The following is an 18,992-nucleotide window of genomic DNA, read 5'->3' on the forward strand; positions in this document are numbered from 1 at the left end:
TTGATTACTAGGGAGTACTGTTGAAATGACAGACAAAAAGATGACAGGCGCACAGATTTTAATAGAGGCTCTTAAAAAAGAGAATGTTGAGGTAATCTTTGGTTATCCTGGTGGTTCTGTACTGCCTTTATTTGATGTATTATATGATGCGCCAATCAAGTTCATATTAACACGCCACGAACAGGCTGCTGCGCATGCTGCTGATGGTTATGCTCGCGCAACTGGAAAGGTTGGTGTTTGTATCGTAACCAGTGGTCCAGGTGCGACTAATCTAACTACGGGTTTGGCAACCGCCTTTATGGACTCTGTTCCTGTTGTTGCTATTACCGGCCAGGTAAAGACACATCTCATCGGAAATGATGCCTTTCAGGAGGCAGATATTACAGGCATAACACGGCCGATAACAAAGCATAATTATCTTATAAAAGATGTCACTCATCTTTCGCGTACTGTAAGAGAGGCTTTTTATATTGCATCTAGTGGCAGGCCGGGTCCTGTAGTTATTGATATGCCTTCAGATGTTCAAACTGCTAAAGGAGAATTTAGCTGGAAACCACAGGCGGATATTCGCGGATATAAGCCAACTTATGTTGGTCATCGGGGTCAAATCAAGAAGGCTGCAAGGCTTATTGAGAAGTCAAAAAGGCCTGTGCTCTATGTAGGTGGTGGAGTTATAATTTCTGGGGCATCTGATGCTTTAGGGGAATTGGCTGAGAGGTTACAGATTCCAGTTACTACCACACTTATGGGCATGGGAGCATTTGATATGAATCATGAGCTGTCTTTAGGTATGCTGGGTATGCATGGCACAGCCTATGCTAATCATGCGATAATGGAGTCAGATTTGATTATTGCTGTTGGTGCCCGTTTTGATGATCGTGTTACAGGTAGGATTGATATGTTTGCTCCGCATGCAAAGGTTATTCATATAGATATAGATCCAACCTCTATTAGTAAAAATATCAATGTAGATATTCCAATCGTCGGCGATGCAAAGAATAACCTGGGCCAATTATTGGAGGTTATAAAGAATGCGGATACCAAAGATTGGCTCAAAAAAATAAAAGAGTGGAAAAAGAAGTATCCGCTTACCTATAAGAAGGATGACGATAAATTACGGCCACAATATGTTATTGAAGAGATTTACAGAGCTACCAAAGGTAAAGCAATTATTACTACAGAGGTGGGTCAGAATCAGATGTGGGCTGCACAGTGGTATAAATATTCCCAACCCAGGACGTTTATTTCCAGCGGTGGTTTAGGAACTATGGGTTATGGATTTCCTGCAGCTATTGGCGCTAAAATTGGTTGTCCTGGAAAAACAGTTTTTGACATTGCTGGTGATGGCTCAATACAGATGAATATTCAGGAACTTGCAACAGCAGTGGAAAACAAGGTCGCAGTTAAGGTAGCTATTTTAAATAATGGTTTTTTAGGCATGGTGCGACAATGGCAGGAGCTTTTCTTCAAGAAGAGGTACTCTTATACGCATATGGTTAATCCTGATTTTGTAAAACTAGCAGAGAGTTATGGTGCCTTAGGAATCTGTATTAAGAAGAAGGCCCAGGTGCGTCCAGCTATCAAGAAGGCGATTGCAACCAAAGGTGTTGTATTTTTGGATTTTCAGATCGAGAAAGAAGAGAATGTTTTTCCCATGGTTCCAGCGGGTGAGGCCATTAATCGCATGATAGGCGGCATGGCCTAGATAGGTAGGGAGTCAAGAGGAGTAAGATATGAAGCATACTATTTCAGTTTTAGTTGAAAATAGACCGGGTGTCTTAGCAAGAATCTCCGGGCTTTTTAGCGCTAGGGCATTTAATATTGATTCTTTGGCTGTGGGGGAAACACATGATCCTTCCATATCGCGCATGACTATCATCGTCGATGCTAAAGATGAAAGAGTCCTAGAGCAGATTAAGAAACAGCTGAATAAATTGATTGATACTATTTCTGTCACTGATTTAACAAACAGGGAATTTATTGAGAGGGAATTAATCCTTATAAAAATAGTATTCGCCCAGAAGAACAAAAAACAACTTGAGTCATTGTCCGAGAAGTTTCGTGCCCACATCCTTTTTATCAAAGGCCCTATGGCTATTATTGAGATTTCTGATGAAAAGGAGAGAATCGATCAGTTTTTGAAAGAACTAGAGAGGTTTGAGATTAAGGAATTAGTTAGAACTGGAAGGATAGCAATAGACAAACATATTTGATTAACCCCTGTTGGTTTTGCCTATAGCAAGATCAAGTCGTTGGGATGAATAGGAGGTTTTAATGGCAAAGATTTATTATGATAATGATGCGGACTTAGAGGTAATAAAACACAAGCAAATTGCTATTATAGGTTATGGTATTCAGGGTCGCGGCCAGGCATTGTGTCTGCGTGATTCTGGTTGTAATGTAATTATTTCTGAGTTAGAAGGAACAGATAATTTCCAACAGGCGAAGAAGGACGGATTTAATCCTGTCTTGGCCCAAGAAGCAGCAAAGAGTGCTGATATTATTCAAATCTTGACCCAGGATCATGTTCAGGCCAAGGTCTATAAAGAAAGCATAAAGCCGAACTTAAAAAAGGGAAAAGCGCTTTGTTTTTCGCACGGATTTAATATTAGGTTTAAGCAGATAAAGCCGCCAAAGAAAATCGATGTATTTATGGTTGCACCAAAAGGACCCGGAGCTTTGGTGAGGAGGATGTTTGAGCAGGGAAAAGGCGTGCCTTGTCTTTTAGCGGTTTTTCAGGATTCAACAGGTGGCGCAAAACAGCTGGCCTTAGCTTATGCCAAGGCAATTGGCGCAACGCGTGCTGGCGTAATTGAGACTACGTTTGAAGAAGAGACTGAAACTGATTTATTCGGTGAGCAAGCTGTACTCTGCGGTGGTGCTACCGAGTTAATAAAGGCAGGATTCGATACATTAGTTGAGGCAGGATATCAGCCGGAGATTGCCTATTTTGAGGTATTACACGAGTTAAAACTTATTACAGATTTGGTTCAGGAGTTTGGAATTAGCGGTATGCGACGCAGGGTTTCAAATACTGCCTGCTACGGGGATTTAACACGCGGCCCTGTTATTATTGATGCGAAGACGCGAAAGAAGATGCAAAAGATTTTAAAAGATGTAAAGAGCGGCAAATTTGCGCGTGAGTGGATTAAAGAAAACGAAACAGGTAGACCTGTTTTTAATAAATTATTAAAAGAAGGCGATGAGCATCCAATAGAGGAAGTCGGCAAGCAGTTACGCGAAATGATGCCTTGGATGAAAGAGTAGTTCCCGCAAAAGTTTTTGCTGGATCAAGCAAAAAATAGACGCCAGATGGCATTTTTTGCTTGAGATGCCTTGGATGCGGGATGAAAGTAAGGGATAAGAAGTGAAAAAACTAATAATTTTCGACACAACTTTAAGAGATGGGGAACAGGCGCCAGGCGCAAGTCTTACCTTAAAAGAGAAGATTGAGATCGCCAGGCAACTCGTGCGCTTAGGGGTGAATGTTATTGAGGCAGGTTTTCCTGTATCTTCAAAGGGTGACTTTGAATCAGTAAGGACGATAGCAAAAGAAGTTAGGGGTACTACTATCTGCGGTTTAGCCAGGGCGCTTAAGAAAGACATGGACACAGCTTTAGGGGCAATAGAGCCTGCTAAGATGAAACTTTTGCATGTATTTCTTGCTACGTCTAAGATCCATATGAAGTACAAGTTAAGAAAGGCCAAAGAGGAGATATTGCGTATTGCAGTTGAGTCTGTGAGATATGCGAGAAAGAGAATTGAGGATATAGAGTTTTCTCCTGAAGATGCCAGCCGTACAGATCCTGAATTTTTGTTTCAGGTTATTGAAGCGGTTATTGATGCGGGTGCGTCTATAGTTAATATTCCAGATACAGTTGGTTTTTCCGATCCAGTTGAGTTCGGGCAGCTAATCCGTAAGATAAAAGAGAACGTGCCCAATATAGATAAGGCGATAATTTCAGTTCATTGCCATAATGATCTGGGCCTTGCAGTAGCCAATTCCTTATCTGCAATAAAAAATGGTGCACGGCAAGTTGAGTGTACGGTAAACGGCATAGGCGAACGTGCAGGCAATGCCTCAATGGAAGAGATTGTCATGGCAATAAAGACGCGGCCAGAGATTTTCTCAAATTTAAAAACAGATATTAATACTAAGGAAATTTATAAGTCATCTCGGCTGGTAAGCAAGCTTACTGGGTTTGTGGTTGCTCCTAATAAAGCGATTGTTGGCCTGAATGCCTTTCGTCATGAATCCGGAATACATCAAGATGGTGTTATTAAAAAGCCGATTACCTATGAGATTATTAAACCTGAGGACGTTGGCTATACCGGTATAGGATTAGTTTTAGGCAAACATTCCGGCCGGCATGCCTTAAAGGAAAGATTGCAGTTATTCGGATTACATCTAAATGATTCTGAATTGGATAAGGTGTTTAAAGAGTTCAAGGACCTTGCAGATAAAAAGAAAGAGGTATTCGATGAGGACTTGATTGCTTTAGTAGAGGAGGAGATTGGAAAGGCCTCACATTTTTGGAAGTTGGAGGATTTAGAGGTAAATTCCGGATTACACATCACTCCTGCTGTTAAGATAACTTTAAAATTAAAAGGAAAGATTAAAAAGAGTATATCTAGTGGCGATGGGCCTATTGACGCCTGTTACAAGGCTATAGATAAGATTACAGGTATAAAGGGAGAATTGCTGGATTATTCCATTCAATCAGTTACTGCAGGCAAGGATGCCTTAGGAGAAGTTAGCGTGCGGATTAAAGCCCGCAATAGAGAATCCCTGGGAAAAGGCAGAAGCACAGACATTATCGAGGCTTCAGTCAAGGCATATCTTAATGCGATTAGTAAAATTGCTAATAGATAATAAATAATGCTGATTCATTCAAGAAGAAGGAACATCCTGGGAATCTTTATAATTATAGTTGTGGCTGTGTTTGGCCTGTTGGCTTTTAAGCTAGTGAGATCAGGTGGCTTAGATGGGTTGAGAACAAATATAGCTAGTGATCGCCAGGATTTAAAAACGCAGTTTGAGATAGTTAGAGCTAATACCCGAGATTTAATTTCCCCGTTGAGAAAACCGCCTTATTCAACCTTGGCTCCTCAAGCGACTTTGGCTCAGATGCTGCCTCAGGCATTTGCTGAATTCCAAGAAGATGACTGGAGATATTTTTGGGAATTAATCTATGGTGTTCATGAGACAGATGATTATGGGAGCAATTATACCCCAAAGAGAAAAAGACAATTAAGCATCGAGGAAATAAAGGAAACCCTTAGCTATGATTACCCTGAAGTCTTTGGCAGGTTCAATGGACAAATGTGGGAAGAGTTCTGGAAGGTAGTATTTAAAAAATATTAAAGAGCATGGCACAGAGTATCTTTGGTTTAATCGGTACATCATTAAAGCATAGCTTTTCGCCTGATATCCACAATGCAGTATTTAAAAAATTAGCAATAAATGCTCGCTATAGAATCTTCGAGCTGGAAGAGGAGCAGCTTAAGTCATTTTTATCCAGCGCCTTTGCAAAATCAATAAGAGGCCTTAACGTCACAATTCCCTATAAAGAGAAGGTAATACCTTTTTTGACTAGATTAGATGCTGACACTCCCAGCGCTTTTACAATCGGAGCTGTCAATACGATTAAGGTAGAAGAGAGAGGGCTTACCGGCTATAATACTGATGGTGGTGGATTTATTGATGCCCTTAACAGAATAGAACGGAGAGAAAATCATAGGCCCTTTGATTTTAAGAGTAAACTTTGTGTTATTCTCGGAGCAGGAGGAGCAGCTAAGGCAGTTGCTTTTGCTCTCGCCGCACAGAATGTAGGTGGTTTATATATTTACGATATCGACCACCCTAAGTCGAAAAAATTAGCGGCAGAGATAGGGTCGAAATTTCCTAAATCCTTTCCGCAAGCCTTAGAGAGTAAGGAGCAATTAGAGGCAATTGAGGACAGTCAGATTCTGGTAAATGCTACTCCTATAGGCATGAAGGCTACTGATGCGCCAGTAGTAAATGAGGATTTTTTGCATAAGGATTTATTTGTTTTTGATTGTGTATATAACCCCAAAGGCCGGCAAAGGACTATTTTGGTTGAGGAGGCAAGAAAAAAAGGACTGCGTGCCTTTGATGGCTTATGGATGCTAATATGTCAGGCTATCCGCTCGCAAAAGATATGGCTTGGCAGGAAAATTCTGGAAGATGAAATTTTTAGAATTATGGCTGGGGCACTAGAAGAGAGGGGGCATCCTTTATGTTAGAGTATATTTTAGTATTTATAATCGCAAGTGCAGTAGGAAGTTTTCTTAATGTTTGTATTTATCGCATGCCGAAGAATGAATCAGTTATTATGCCTGGTTCGCATTGTCCGCATTGTGATAAGGAAATTAGTTGGTGTGATAATATTCCCATTTTGAGCTTTTTGATTTTAGGTGCAAGATGCAGAAAATGTAAAAAGAAGATAAGTATACGTTATTTTATCGTGGAACTTTTAACTGCATCTTTACTTTTGTTTTTGTACGTACAATTCGGTTTCACATTGAAATTTTTCATCTATGCAATCATTTTTTCAGGATTAATTGTTGCTTCCTTTATAGATTTGGAGCATCAAATTATTCCGGATGAGATTTCCGTTGGCGCTATTGTGTTGGGATTGATTGTTAATGTCGCCTTTCCCGGCCTGCATGGTTTTTCCAATTTAAAACAATCTCTTATTTTTTCAAGTCTAGGAATACTGATAGGTGGAGGCAGTCTTTATATTACAGGCATGATTGGAGACTTTATATTTAAAAAGGAATCAATGGGTGGTGGAGATATTAAACTACTTGCAGGTATCGGGGCTTTCCTGGGATGGAAAATAGCACTTTTAGTTTTTTTTGTTGCTCCCTTATTTGGGGCGATTATGGGATTGATAGTAAAGATAAGAAAGAAGATAAACGTTATACCTTATGGTCCATTTATTTCTTTGAGTACGTTTGTTGCGGTATTTTGGGGAGATAAAATAATTAATTGGATATTTAAGTATTGATGCCGCTTTTGGCGGAGTTTATTTATAGGAGGACATAAAATGTTGCGCTTTCTGACAGCTGGTGAGTCACATGGAAAATTCCTCGTGGCTATTTTAGAAGGCATGCCTGCCGGCCTGAGACTTGATATCAAAGAGATTAATGAAGAATTAAGGAGGCGTCAGCAGGGAGTAGGACGCGGAGCGAGAATGCGCTTAGAGCGAGATAAAGTTTTTGCTATTACTGGCCTGGCAAAAGGAAAAACTATCGGCGCTCCCATCGGGATTATTATCAAAAATTGCGACTCCAGCATTGATAGGTTGCCTTTGGTTTTGGTTCCCCGGCCAGGACATGCTGATCTGGCTGGTGTTTTAAAGTACGGATTCAATGATGCACGCTGCGTTCTAGAGAGGGCATCTGCCAGAGAGACGGCAGCACGCGTTGCAGTGGGTGCAGTATGTAAAATTCTCCTAGAACAGTTCAAGATAAAGATAAAATCTCGTATTTTAAGTATAGGCGGATTGAGAGGAATCTCTGAAATAAAAAAACTCATAGCCGCAGCAAAGAGAAATAAGGATACCTTAGGTGGAATATTCCAGGTCCAAGTAAAGAATTGTCTTTGCGGGTTAGGAAGTTACGTTCATTATGAACGTAGGCTCGATGGCATATTAGCTGGAGCGATTATGTCCATACCAGCTATTAAAGCAGTTGAGATAGGTATGGGTTTAGCCTGCAGTGAGAAGTTTGGCTCAGAGGTTCAGGACGTGATTCATTTTGCTAATGGTAAATTCCTTCGTTTGACTAATAATGCGGGTGGCCTAGAAGGTGGGGTTACTAATGGCCAGGATTTAGTCATCAGGGCAGCTATGAAGCCCATTTCGACGTTAGGTGATCCTTTAGATTCAGTTAATATTAGAACTAAGAAAAAAGCAAAGGCCTCTGTTCAGCGTTATGATACCTGTGCTGTTGAGGCAGCAAGCGTTATTGCCGAAAATATGGTTGCTTTTTGTCTATCGCAAGCTTTCTTAGAGAAGTTTGGCAATGACAATATGGAAGATATTAAGGTAAGTTTAGCACATTACAGAAAGCGAACGCGAAGCTAATCTATTTGAACAAGTTTCAAGTTCTAAGACCCCACATTATGCTGTGGGGTTTTGACTTTTTAACTTATGTGACTAAGCTAGAGGTTAAGTTGACACATTCCTAAGGCGGTGTTAAAATTCAGGATATGATAAATAAGATTGCTGGATTGCATAACTTACTTTTTTTCAAGCTATTATGAAAAATATCTATCTTGTAGGATTTATGGGCACAGGGAAATCTGCCGTAGGTAGGAAGCTGGCAAATAAGATAGAATCAAAGTTCGTTGACCTAGATCATTTTATTGAGAAAGAACAAGGCAGAACAATTAAAGATATATTTTCCCGAAACGGTGAGTTTTATTTCCGGACTCTTGAGAAAGAGGCAGTTAAAGAGGTCTGTGGACTTGAGTCTGTTGTTATTGCCTGCGGAGGGGGAGTTGTACTTGATGATGAAAATATGCAGAATCTAAAAGGGAGCGGGATTGTTATTTGTTTGAATTCGCGTCCAGAGGTGATATTAAAACGTTGTAAGGGACACGCTCATCGACCACTTTTAAACGTTGATAATCCGCTTTTGCGGATTAAAGAATTGTTAAGCTTTCGCGCACCCTTTTATGCAAAGGCGCAATTTTCTATAGATACCTCTGATTTAACTGTTGAAGAGAGCGTTGAGGAGATTTATAAACAGATCAATAAACTATGACTGAGTTAGAGGCAAAGATTGCCCTTAATATGCTACCGGAAATTGGTAGTATACGGATAAAAAAATTATTAGATTACTATAAAAGCGCTAAGGCAGTTATTGAGGCTTCCCCTTTGGAATTAAATCGAATCTGCTCCCTGCCAAAAAATAAGACATTTAATTTTAGCTCATCCTTTAAGAGCGTTAATTTAAAGAGAGAATTAGAACTTATTGAAAAACTTAAAGTTAATGTAATTTCAATTGATAACCCCGAATATCCCGAGCTTCTTAAGAATGTCTATGATCCGCCGCCAATACTATATGCTAAGGGTAAATTGCCACAAAAATCTATTAATATTGCTATAGTAGGTTCACGCCGTGCCTCTGGCTACGGGTTAAAGATGGCTAAAAAATTATCCTATGAATTGGCTTCTTGTTCGATTACTATTGTTTCAGGAATGGCGCGCGGAATTGATACTGCAGCTCATAATGGCTCATTGCAGGCCAGGGGCCAGACCATTGCTGTTTTAGGAAGCGGCCTTTCATATATATATCCTCCGGAAAATAAAAACCTATTTGCCCAGATTGCTGAATCTGGCGCAGTTATCTCAGAGTTTCCAATGCAGACGAGGCCTAATCCAGGTAATTTTCCTCGCAGAAACAGAATTATCAGCGGTCTATCATTAGGGGTTTTAGTGGTTGAGGCAGCCAAACGCAGTGGGGCCTTAATAACTGCCCGTTGTGCGTTGGAGGAGGGAAGAGATGTCTTTGCTATTCCAGGAGAAGCAGATTCAGAAACCTCCTTGGGTACGAATCAGCTGATTAAAGATGGGGCTAAGCTGGTTGATAGTTTTGAGGAAATCATTTCAGAACTTAATATTGATATCCGTACCTCTTTGTTAAAGGATAAAAAAGAAGCTGAAACCAAGGCAGATATACCTTGAGTTTAGGATGAACCTACGAGGAGTCAGATGGTTAAAAGAGAAAAGTCGTTAGTTATCGTTGAGTCGCCGACAAAGGCCAGGACAATATCTGCTATATTGGGCAATGATTTTGAGGTTGTTTCTTCAATGGGCCATGTTGTTGATTTGCCGCAGAAGAGCCTAGGTATAGATATAAAGGATAATTTCAGACCTGATTTTGTAGTTATTCCGGGAAAAAATAAATTGTTAATGCAGTTAAAGAAAGAGGCCAAAACTAAAAAACATATCTATCTAGCCACAGATCCTGATCGCGAAGGTGAGGCAATAGGCTGGCATATAAAGTCCAAAATTGCAAACGCAAAAGATCCCAAGGATAAATTTTTAAGGGTGGTATTTCATGAGATTACTAAAGAGGCGGTCAGTGAATCGTTTTTACATCCTCAAAAACTAGATCGGGCAAAATTTGATGCCCAGCTTGCCCGCAGGATTTTAGACAGGATTGTCGGTTATTTTTTAAGTCCGTTTCTCTGGCGAAAACTTGCCAGGGGCCTAAGTGCTGGTCGAGTCCAATCAGTTGCCCTACGTATTATTGTAGAGCGAGAGAGAGAGATTGCTAAGTTTACGCCGCAAGAATATTGGGAGATTGAGGCGAGATTAAGCAAGGAGGGAAAGGAAGATTTAGAAGGCCTTAATAAAGATGGTATTTTTAGCGCTAAGCTGGTTAAGATAGGCAAAGAGGTCCCAAAGATAACAGGCCATCTTCAGGCTGAATCAATAGCAGATGAAATTAAAAAAGAGGAGTTTAAAGTTTGCGATATAAAGGAGAATGAAAGAAAAAGATCAGCACTGGCTCCTTTTACTACTAGTTCCCTGCAGCAGGATGCATTTAATAGCCTGCGTTTCACAGCGCGCAAAACTATGATTATTGCTCAGCATCTTTATGAAGGAAAGGAGCTAGGTAAACTCGGGCCCACGGGTTTGATTACTTACATGCGAACTGATTCTGTTAATGTTTCCCAGCAGGCCCTGTTTCAAGTAAGGGATTTTATAGTTAGTAACTTTGGTAGGGACTACCTTCCCCATAAACCAAATGCTTATAAGTCTGGCAAACGAGCCCAGGCTGCACATGAGGCAATAAGGCCAACTCTTATCAGGCGCAAGCCCCAGGAAATAAAACAATATTTGACAGAAGATGAATTCAAATTATACGATTTAATCTGGAAACGTTTCCTGGCCAGTCAAATGAAACCCGCTAAAATCTTGGTTACCTCAGTGAAGATTTCTGCTGGTAGGTTTATTTTCCAATCTTCAGGGAGCATGCTTAAATTTGAAGGTTTTCTTTTAGTTTACGAGGATAGGCTTAAAAAAAGTAAAGACCTTCAATTACCGCCATTATCACTTGATGAAAGGCTGGAGTTGATTAAACTCCTCCCCTCGCAGCATTTTACTAAACCCCCCGCAAGATTCTCAGATGCCTCTTTGGTAAAGTTTTTGGAAGAGCGGGGTATTGGAAGACCCAGTACATATGTACCAATAATCCAGACGCTGCTTATGAGAGATTATGTTCGTCGCCTTAGAGGCTACTTTACTCCCACGGAGTTAGGAACAAAGGTATTCGATCTCTTAGTAAAATATTTTAAGAAAATTATGGATTTTGATTTTACTGCGCGCATGGAAGAGACGTTGGATTTGGTTGAGGATGGCAAGATTCTCTGGTCGAAGGTGTTAGAGGATTTTTATCCTGGTTTTAGAGAAAGGTTGGATTTTGCACAGGAGAAGGCCAAGAAAGTGGTAGTAAAGACTAAAGAGGTATGTAGTCTCTGCGGTCGGATTATGGTCATCAAGTGGGGCAGAAAAGGAAAGTTCTTAAGTTGTTCTGATTATCCAAAATGCAAATATTCAAAGGCAATATCTACGGGAGTAAAATGCCCGAATGAAGGCTGTGGCGGCGAATTAGTTGAGCGCCGTTCTATGAAAGGGAGATTCTTTTACGGATGCTCTACTTATCCTAAGTGCACATTCGTTTCCAACACATTGCCTCAAAGTGAAGATGTGAAATAACAGATATGCTTGAGCGTTATATAGAAAAATTCTTTAGATATCTTGAGATTGAGAGGAATGCATCAGGCCTTACGCAGTTAAATTATGGCCACGACCTTAAGGAATTCAGTGAGTTTGTTGGCGATGTGCCTCTGGGAAAAATCGACTATCTCCTTTTACGAAGGTTCCTAGCACATTTAAAGAACAATAACTTATCAAAGCGCTCTATTAACCGCAAGCTATCTTGCATACGCTCTTTTTTCAAATTTCTCTTTAAGGAAGGGCTGGTAAAATCAAATCCTGCCACACTTTTATCTAGCCCAAAATTAGATAAACACCTACCTCAGTTCCTGACTGAAGATGAGACTATTAGGCTCTTAGAAACTGTAGAGGGTGATGACTGGCGTACCTTGCGCGATAAGGCAATACTTGAGACTCTTTATTCTACTGGGATGAGAATCTCAGAACTGCTAGGTTTAAATACAGAAGACATTGATTTCATCTCTAGTGTTGTTAAGGTAAGGGGAAAAGGCAAGAAGGAAAGACTGCTTCCTATCGGAAGCATCGCGCTTTTAGCTATTCGTACGTATCTTGAAAAAAGATTGAAAAAAAGTTCTATAGTTTTTTTGAATAAGAATTATACGCCTCTCACTACTCGTGGCGGAAGATGGATAATAAATAAATACATTAAAAAGGCCTCTCTTAAATCTGGCATATCGCCTCATACCTTGCGGCATTCTTTTGCCACACACCTGTTAAACAGAGGTGCGGATTTAAGAAGCGTCCAGGAACTTCTAGGCCACAGCAATCTCTCCACAACCCAAATTTACACACATTTAACTACAGAACGATTAAAGGCGGTGTATGATAAGTTTCATCCCCGGGCTTAGGAACTCTTAAGGTTATAACCTATATGTTAATATATGATTTTTTGTTTATAATTTTGTTTTTGTCTGCGTTACCGTTCCTTTGCCTGCGTCGTAAGTTACATCGCGGCTATTGGCAGCGTCTGGGATTTATCAGGGAATCCAGAAGATTTGAAAATTCTATCTGGATTCATGCCGTAAGCGTAGGAGAGATTATCAGCGCCAAGGAATTGATTAAAAGCCTAAAGCAGGAATTTCCCCAAAGATCCCTCCTGATCTCTACGATTACCCCTACCGGAAATAAAATTGCCAGAACAATCGCCACAAGTAATGATGCGGTAATATATTTACCCTTGGATATAAGTTTTATTATTAGGAGGTTTATTAAAATATTTGATCCCTCTATCTTTATCAGCTTAGAATCAGAATTTTGGCCTAATCTATATATTCAATTATCGCACGCTAATATACCAAAGGTGATATTAAACGGCAGGATATCAGCTTCTGCGTTTAACAAATATCACATCTTTAAATTATTTATAAAGCCAATACTTAGAAGAGTTGATTTCTTCACGATGCAGACTAAAGAGTATCAAGATCGGCTTATGCAATTAGGCGTTGGTGAGGAAAAAATAGAGATTAGCGGAAATATGAAATTCGATGTGCAATCCCTAAGGGGTCAGTCTCCTGACATAGAAAAGATTCGAGCTGACTTGAGGCTAAATCCGGCTGATGTCTTATTCGTTTGCGGCTGTACTCATAAAGACGAAGAGGAAATAGTCTTATCTGTTTATAAAAAGCTAGCGAAGTCTTTTGAGAATTTACGCTTATTTATTGCGCCTCGACATGTTGAGCGTGTTAAAGAGATTGAAAAAATTGTAAGCAATCTTGATTTTAGGCCTGTAAGGATCAGCCAATTGAAAGATGAGAAGATTACCGCAACAAGTGTGTATCTTTTGGACATTATCGGAAGGCTAAAAGATTATTACGCTGCTTCTTCAATCTGTTTTGTTGGCGGTTCTTTGGTAGCCTCAGGCGGCCATAATATTTTAGAGCCAGCAGCATTCTCTAAGCCAATAATCTTCGGAAAATATATGTATAATTTTTCTGATATTCGCGATTTGTTCTTAAAGGCGGAAGCAGCCATAGAGGTAGAAAACGAGTCTGAACTATATTTGGCCTTAAGCCAGCTCTTAAAAAATAGCCACAAGGCTAAAAACTTAGGCCTGAATGCAAAGATGATCGTTGATAATAATAAAGGTGCGACTGCCAGAAACGTACGCATCATAAAGAGATTTCTTAAAAATTAAAGGAAATCTTTAAATCTTATATGAGAGATTATCTTTACAAAGTTATTACTGAAAGAAAAGGAGGGTTTCTTGCCGGAATTCTAAAAGTCATTCTCTTTTTACTGAGTGTGATCTATTCGTTTTTGGTAGGGATGCAGGCCTCAGCTTATAAGCATAAGCTAATAAGGGCTAAAGATGTAGATACATGCGTTATTTCCATTGGTAACATTACCTGGGGCGGGACAGGAAAGACGCCGCTTACTTCTTTGTTGGCGCAATTTTTAACGCAGCAGGGTATGAAGCTAGCTATCTTAAGCAGGGGATATAAGAAGTATAGGAGTCAAGCGGAAGGGCAAGATCATAGGTTAATGGGCGATGAGGCATACTTATTAAAAGAGAAGAATCCTGATATTGCGGTGCTTGTAGGAAGAGATAGGGTTAAGAATGCTAGATTTGCCAAAGAGAAATTAGGGGCTAAAGTGATTTTACTTGATGATGGTTTTCAACACAGGCGCATCAAGAGGAATTTAGATATTGTATTGGTTGATGTCTTGAATCCATTTGGTAACGGTCATTGTATACCGCGGGGGATCTTGCGAGAGCCAAAGGCTAGCCTCAAACGCGCAGATGTAATTGTTTTAACCAATTGCACGTCAGAAAAACAAGGCCAAGAAACTTTATTATCAGAAATTAGAAAGATAAATTCTTCAGCGCAAATAGTATACGCAGCTTATCAGTTTATAAAACTCTTTGATATCTTAAGCAAAGAGGAGGTCGATCATCAGTTATTCATTGGCAAACCCGTAGGCATTTTGGCAAGCATCGGAAATTTTGCATCATTTAAAAGAAGCGTTAATACTTTTATGGGAGCAAAGGTAAGGGGTGAATTTGAATTTCCTGATCATTATGAGTATAGGAAAGAAGATATTATAAAGATCCTCGATTCTTGCCGGGATAAGAAGCTGGATACAATTATCACTACTGAAAAGGATGCAGTTAGGCTAAAGGATAAGCTTTCAGGCCTTCAAGATTTAAGGATATTTGTGCTGGAAGTGAAAATGCAGATTATAAAAAATAGCGATAAATTCTATAAGGCGATTAGGGATGTTTGCATTAGTTAAATTTTTAAGTTTTATTTTCCTCAGGATTCCTCCGCAAGTTTCACTTTTCTTTGCCAGGATCTTGGGTAGGGTCTATTATTGCCTGGATTTTCGTCATCGGCTGATTGCCTATCGAAATTTACGGCTTGCACTTTGCGATAAATTCTCACCTGCTGAATTGCATAAAATATTAAAGACCTACTATCTTAATCTGGCACAGAATTTCACAGAAGTTCTTTATATGCCAAAGATTGATTCCAGCTATATCAAGAAGTATATCAAAATAGAAGGAGAAAGTTTTTTAAGAGAATTTGCGAAAGATAAAAAAGGGATTATATTTACCTCAGCCCATTTTGGCAACTGGGAGATACCAAATATTGTTTCTAAATATCTTTTTCCTGAAAAACCTTATTTTGTCCTAGTACGCCCTCAGACAAAGTCAAAAAAAATAGATGAGTTACTTAATTCATATAGGCAAGGGCATGGTTTTGATACAGTCGCAACGGACAGCGCCGGTCTACGAAAGGCATTTAGCAATTTAAAGAAAGGCGCTTTTTTGGGTATGGTTATTGATCAGGGTATTGGCGAATCCAATGCGTTTATTGATTTCTTCAAGCATCGTGTTGCAGCGCCCACGGGGGCAGTAAAACTAGCCTTAAGGTTTGATGCGCCTTTGATCTTGACCTATATCCGTCGTATTAAAGGCCCTTATCTTTCATTAAAGATATTAGCTCCTCTAGAATTAAAAAAAGATGTAGGCTCCCAGAATCAAATCCAAGAAAATGTACAGGCATTGAATAAACAGGTAGAGGAATTTATAACGCGTTTCCCGACCGATTATCTATGGCAATTTAGACGCTTTAAGAGTAGACTCCAAAGAAATATCCTTATCCTGGATGATGGCAAGTTAGGCCACCTGCGCCAATCAGAAGCAGTGGCAGAGATATTGGCCAGGGTTTTGCGTCGGAAGAAGTTAAGTGCAAAGATTGAAATTGTTAATTTTAAATTTAAATCAAAGTTTGCTAAAGTTATTTTTGATTTCTTACTGAAGATTTTTAATCTTTCTTTTGCAAGAGGCGTACTTTCGCAAAAATCTTTTGAAAGGTTGTTTAGTTTTTGTCCTGATTTTGTTATTTCTGCAGGTGAAAGTTGCGCCGGCCTTAATTTAATATTATCGCGTGAAAGTCAGTCAAAATCCATTGTGATTATGAGGCCATCATTTTTTTCAGTGAAGAGTTTTGATTTGGTGATAAGCCCGAAACATGATAGGATTAAGCAAAGGCAAAATGTAGTAAAGGTCTTAGGGGCCCCTAATATTATTGACTCTGCTTACTTAAAGAATAATTCCAAGATAATTACGCAACAATTTTCTATAGATGAAGACGATAAGAGATTGAAGATAGGCTTACTCCTAGGGGGCAATACAAAGAATCTTAAACTAGATAGGCAGTTGGTGGAAGCGGTTTGTGATCAAATTCTAGGCGCAGGTAAAAGGCATAATGCCCAGATACTCCTATCCACTTCAAGGCGTACTCCGGCTGATGCAGAGGCTGTTATTAAGGAAAAGTTTAAGGATAATGATTTAGTCAAGCTCTTGGTTATTGCAAATGAGAAGAATATCCCCCACACAGTAGGGGCTATTCTGGGTCTGTGTCAGATAGTTGTCGTATCTTCTGATAGCATATCCATGGTTTCAGAAGCAGTGAGTTCCGGAAAATATGTTATTGTCTTTAGATTAAGATCTAAAACAACAATGACTAAGCACGAGAGATTTCTATTAAATCTTAAACAAAAGGGTTACATTTATTTTGCAGATTCTGGAATAGAGAAGATAATCAGTGAGATCTGGATGAATAAACCGCCTCAAGAAAAATTGCAGGATGCTAAGTTGATAGAAGAGGCTGTTGAGAGGATATTATGAATATTTTGCAGGTCGTACCGCGTTTAGATATAGGAGGCGTAGAAACCGGCACAGTTGATTTGGCACACGTCTTAGCTGAGCGCGGCCATAAACCAGTAATTATATCCAGCGGCGGCAGATTAGTAGCTGAGCTTGAGGCCAGCAGCATAAAACACTATTATCTGGCCGTAGACAAAAAATCTATTATTACAGTTTTAAGAATGATACCCAAGGTAATAGACATTATCAGAAAAGAAGATATTGACATTGTGCATGCCCGTAGTCGCGTGCCTGCCTGGATTTGCTTTTTTGCTTCTAAAAAAACAAATCGAACCTTCATGACTACCTGTCATGGTTATTATTCAACGCATTTTTTCTCACGTATTATGGCTAGGGGTAAATTTGTTATTGTTGCAAGTCAGGTTATCGCCAGGCATATGATTGATGATTTTTATGTCTCGCCTGAGCGGCTGCGTCTCATTGAGAGAAGTGTGAATATAGAAAGATTCAGATTCCGTCCGCCAAAGAATAAAAGTAAAACAGAATTTATTATTGCTAACATCGCAAGACTAACTCCGATAAAGGGCCATGAATATTTCCTAAAGGCAGTTGCTAAACTTATTCGTTCTATTCCTCATATCCAGGTGTGGATTGTAGGAGATAGCGCAACAGGCGATTCTAGTTATCGTCAGGAACTCGAGGTCCTAACTCGCAGATTAGGCATCTCCCATTGCGTGAAGTTTATGGGCTTAAGAGCAGATGTACCTAAGATATTGCTGCGGGTAAACGTGCTCGTCCTTTCTACTGTAACCCAGGAGGCATTCGGTAGGGTAGTTATCGAAGCCCAGGCAAGCGGCGTGCCGGTTGTAGCAACAAATGTAGGCGGCGTTGTTGAAATCGTCAAAGACCAGGTAACAGGCCTACTTGTTCCTCCTAAGGATCCAGAGGCAATGGCAAGAGCTATTATGATGCTATTGAAGGATTCACAGCTTAGCCAAACCCTGGCTGAGAATGCATATAAAAAGGTAAAAGAGGTTTATACCTTAAGCCGCATGGTAGATAAGACATTGGAAGTTTATGATGAGGCGCAAAAAATCGAAAGGATTTTAGTAATAAAATTTAGTGCACTGGGAGATATACTTTTAATCACTCCTTCACTAAGGGCACTAAGGAATAAATTCAATAAGGCTAAAATTTATTGTCTTACCTCTTTGTCTGGCAGTAAGATATTGAAGAATTGTCCATATCTGGATGATTTGATTATCTATGATAAGGTCCAAGATAATTCTTTAGCTGCGCTGCTAGAAATAGCTAGGAAGTTGCGCGGTATATCATTTGATAAGGTGGTTGATTTTCAGAATAATAGTCGTAGTCATGTCTTATCTTTCTTGAGTCTGGCTGGCCAACGCTACGGTTACGATAACGGAAAGTTGTCTTTTCTTTTGAATAGAAAGGTTAAGGAAAAATATATTGGGCTATCTCCAGTAAGACATCAGGAGAAGACATTGAGCCTTTTGGACATAAAGCTAAAGTCAGAGCGATTAGAGATATGGCCGACAGAGGCTGATGAGGATTATATAGATGAGTTGATAAAGTCTCATTGGTTAGGCAAGGCCTACGCAATCGTTGGAGTTCACATCGGAGCAAGTAGTGCCTGGCCAACAAAGCTTTGGCCAGCTCGTTCTGTTTCCGCATTTATTGACGAATTAGCCAAAGAAAATATCAGGGTTATTCTCATGGGCTCTGATTCTGAAAAGGCGCGTGCCGAGGCAATTTTAGCTCAAAGTAAGAGTAGCGCAATTAATCTTTGTGCAAAGACTTCGCTTCTGCAGCTGGCTGCACTGATAAAAAGATGCAGTGCTATATTGACATATGATTCACTTGCTATGCATATGGCAAGTGCTGTAGGTGTTCCTTTCGTCGGTCTTTTTGGCCCTACTGATCCGGCACGGCATCTGCCACCAACAAAGAAGTATATAACTGTACGTAAAGATATGTCTTGTAGTCCATGTTATAGGAGAGATTGCAAGAATAATAGATGTATGATGGAGATTACTCCTAAAGAGGTAGTAAGTGCGGTTAAGAGCCTGATCTAGTTT

At 39.8% G+C, this 18,992-nt stretch carries 16 protein-coding genes; all 16 read left to right on the forward strand.

The annotated features are described in order from the left end of the window. Positions 1–25 precede the first annotated feature (25 nt). The 16 genes from ilvB to pelF all read left to right on the forward strand — a co-directional run bounded on the left by ilvB (position 26) and on the right by pelF (position 18,989). Positions 26–1,705: a biosynthetic-type acetolactate synthase large subunit gene (gene ilvB, locus KJ593_01690; protein ID MBU2540590.1), complete on the forward strand. Its 1,680-nt coding sequence runs from the start codon at positions 26–28 to the stop codon at positions 1,703–1,705. A gap of 28 nt (positions 1,706–1,733) precedes the next feature. Beyond that, a complete protein-coding gene (gene ilvN / locus KJ593_01695; protein MBU2540591.1) occupies positions 1,734–2,213 on the forward strand; it encodes an acetolactate synthase small subunit in 480 nt (159 codons plus the stop codon). A 61-nt stretch (positions 2,214–2,274) separates the two neighbouring features. Then, positions 2,275–3,267 (forward strand): ketol-acid reductoisomerase, encoded by a 993-nt coding sequence (gene ilvC / locus KJ593_01700; protein ID MBU2540592.1) that lies wholly within the window; start codon positions 2,275–2,277, stop codon positions 3,265–3,267. Between the two features lie 100 nt (positions 3,268–3,367). Further along, positions 3,368–4,873, forward strand: coding sequence for a 2-isopropylmalate synthase (locus KJ593_01705; protein MBU2540593.1), 1,506 nt, complete (start codon positions 3,368–3,370; stop codon positions 4,871–4,873). Positions 4,874–4,879: 6 nt separating this feature from the next. Next, positions 4,880–5,365, forward strand: a complete 486-nt coding sequence (locus KJ593_01710) for a hypothetical protein (protein MBU2540594.1) — start codon at positions 4,880–4,882, stop codon at positions 5,363–5,365. A 5-nt stretch (positions 5,366–5,370) separates the two neighbouring features. Further along, a complete protein-coding gene (gene aroE / locus KJ593_01715) occupies positions 5,371–6,267 on the forward strand; it encodes a shikimate dehydrogenase (protein ID MBU2540595.1) in 897 nt (298 codons plus the stop codon). Next, on the forward strand, positions 6,261–7,034 hold the full coding sequence (locus KJ593_01720; GenBank protein ID MBU2540596.1) for a prepilin peptidase: 774 nt from the start codon (positions 6,261–6,263) through the stop codon (positions 7,032–7,034). Before aroE ends, KJ593_01720 begins: the two co-directional genes overlap by 7 nt. 42 nt (positions 7,035–7,076) lie before the next feature. Next, positions 7,077–8,114, forward strand: a complete 1,038-nt coding sequence (locus KJ593_01725) for a chorismate synthase (GenBank protein MBU2540597.1) — start codon at positions 7,077–7,079, stop codon at positions 8,112–8,114. A gap of 175 nt (positions 8,115–8,289) precedes the next feature. Further along, a complete protein-coding gene (locus KJ593_01730; GenBank protein ID MBU2540598.1) occupies positions 8,290–8,796 on the forward strand; it encodes a shikimate kinase in 507 nt (168 codons plus the stop codon). Then, on the forward strand, positions 8,793–9,719 hold the full coding sequence (gene dprA, locus KJ593_01735; GenBank protein ID MBU2540599.1) for a DNA-processing protein DprA: 927 nt from the start codon (positions 8,793–8,795) through the stop codon (positions 9,717–9,719). The genes KJ593_01730 and dprA overlap by 4 nt, the downstream gene beginning before the upstream one ends. Before the next feature lie 27 nt (positions 9,720–9,746). Continuing rightward, positions 9,747–11,759 carry a type I DNA topoisomerase gene (gene topA, locus KJ593_01740; GenBank protein ID MBU2540600.1) on the forward strand — a complete coding sequence of 671 codons (2,013 nt, stop codon included), beginning with the start codon at positions 9,747–9,749 and terminating at the stop codon, positions 11,757–11,759. Between the two features lie 5 nt (positions 11,760–11,764). Beyond that, positions 11,765–12,628, forward strand: a complete 864-nt coding sequence (gene xerC, locus KJ593_01745; protein ID MBU2540601.1) for a tyrosine recombinase XerC — start codon at positions 11,765–11,767, stop codon at positions 12,626–12,628. Positions 12,629–12,651: 23 nt separating this feature from the next. Then, positions 12,652–13,914, forward strand: a complete 1,263-nt coding sequence (locus KJ593_01750; protein MBU2540602.1) for a 3-deoxy-D-manno-octulosonic acid transferase — start codon at positions 12,652–12,654, stop codon at positions 13,912–13,914. A 20-nt stretch (positions 13,915–13,934) separates the two neighbouring features. Further along, entirely contained in the window at positions 13,935–15,014 is a 1,080-nt protein-coding gene (gene lpxK / locus KJ593_01755) for a tetraacyldisaccharide 4'-kinase (protein ID MBU2540603.1), read from the forward strand. After that, positions 14,998–16,914 (forward strand): mitochondrial fission ELM1 family protein, encoded by a 1,917-nt coding sequence (locus tag KJ593_01760; GenBank protein ID MBU2540604.1) that lies wholly within the window; start codon positions 14,998–15,000, stop codon positions 16,912–16,914. Before lpxK ends, KJ593_01760 begins: the two co-directional genes overlap by 17 nt. After that, positions 16,911–18,989 (forward strand): GT4 family glycosyltransferase PelF, encoded by a 2,079-nt coding sequence (gene pelF, locus KJ593_01765; protein ID MBU2540605.1) that lies wholly within the window; start codon positions 16,911–16,913, stop codon positions 18,987–18,989. Before KJ593_01760 ends, pelF begins: the two co-directional genes overlap by 4 nt. The last annotated feature ends 3 nt before the right edge of the window (positions 18,990–18,992 follow it).

The organism is Candidatus Omnitrophota bacterium (assembly GCA_018830005.1).
Taxonomy (GTDB): Bacteria; Omnitrophota; Gorgyraeia; order JAHJTE01; family JAHJTE01; genus JAHJTE01.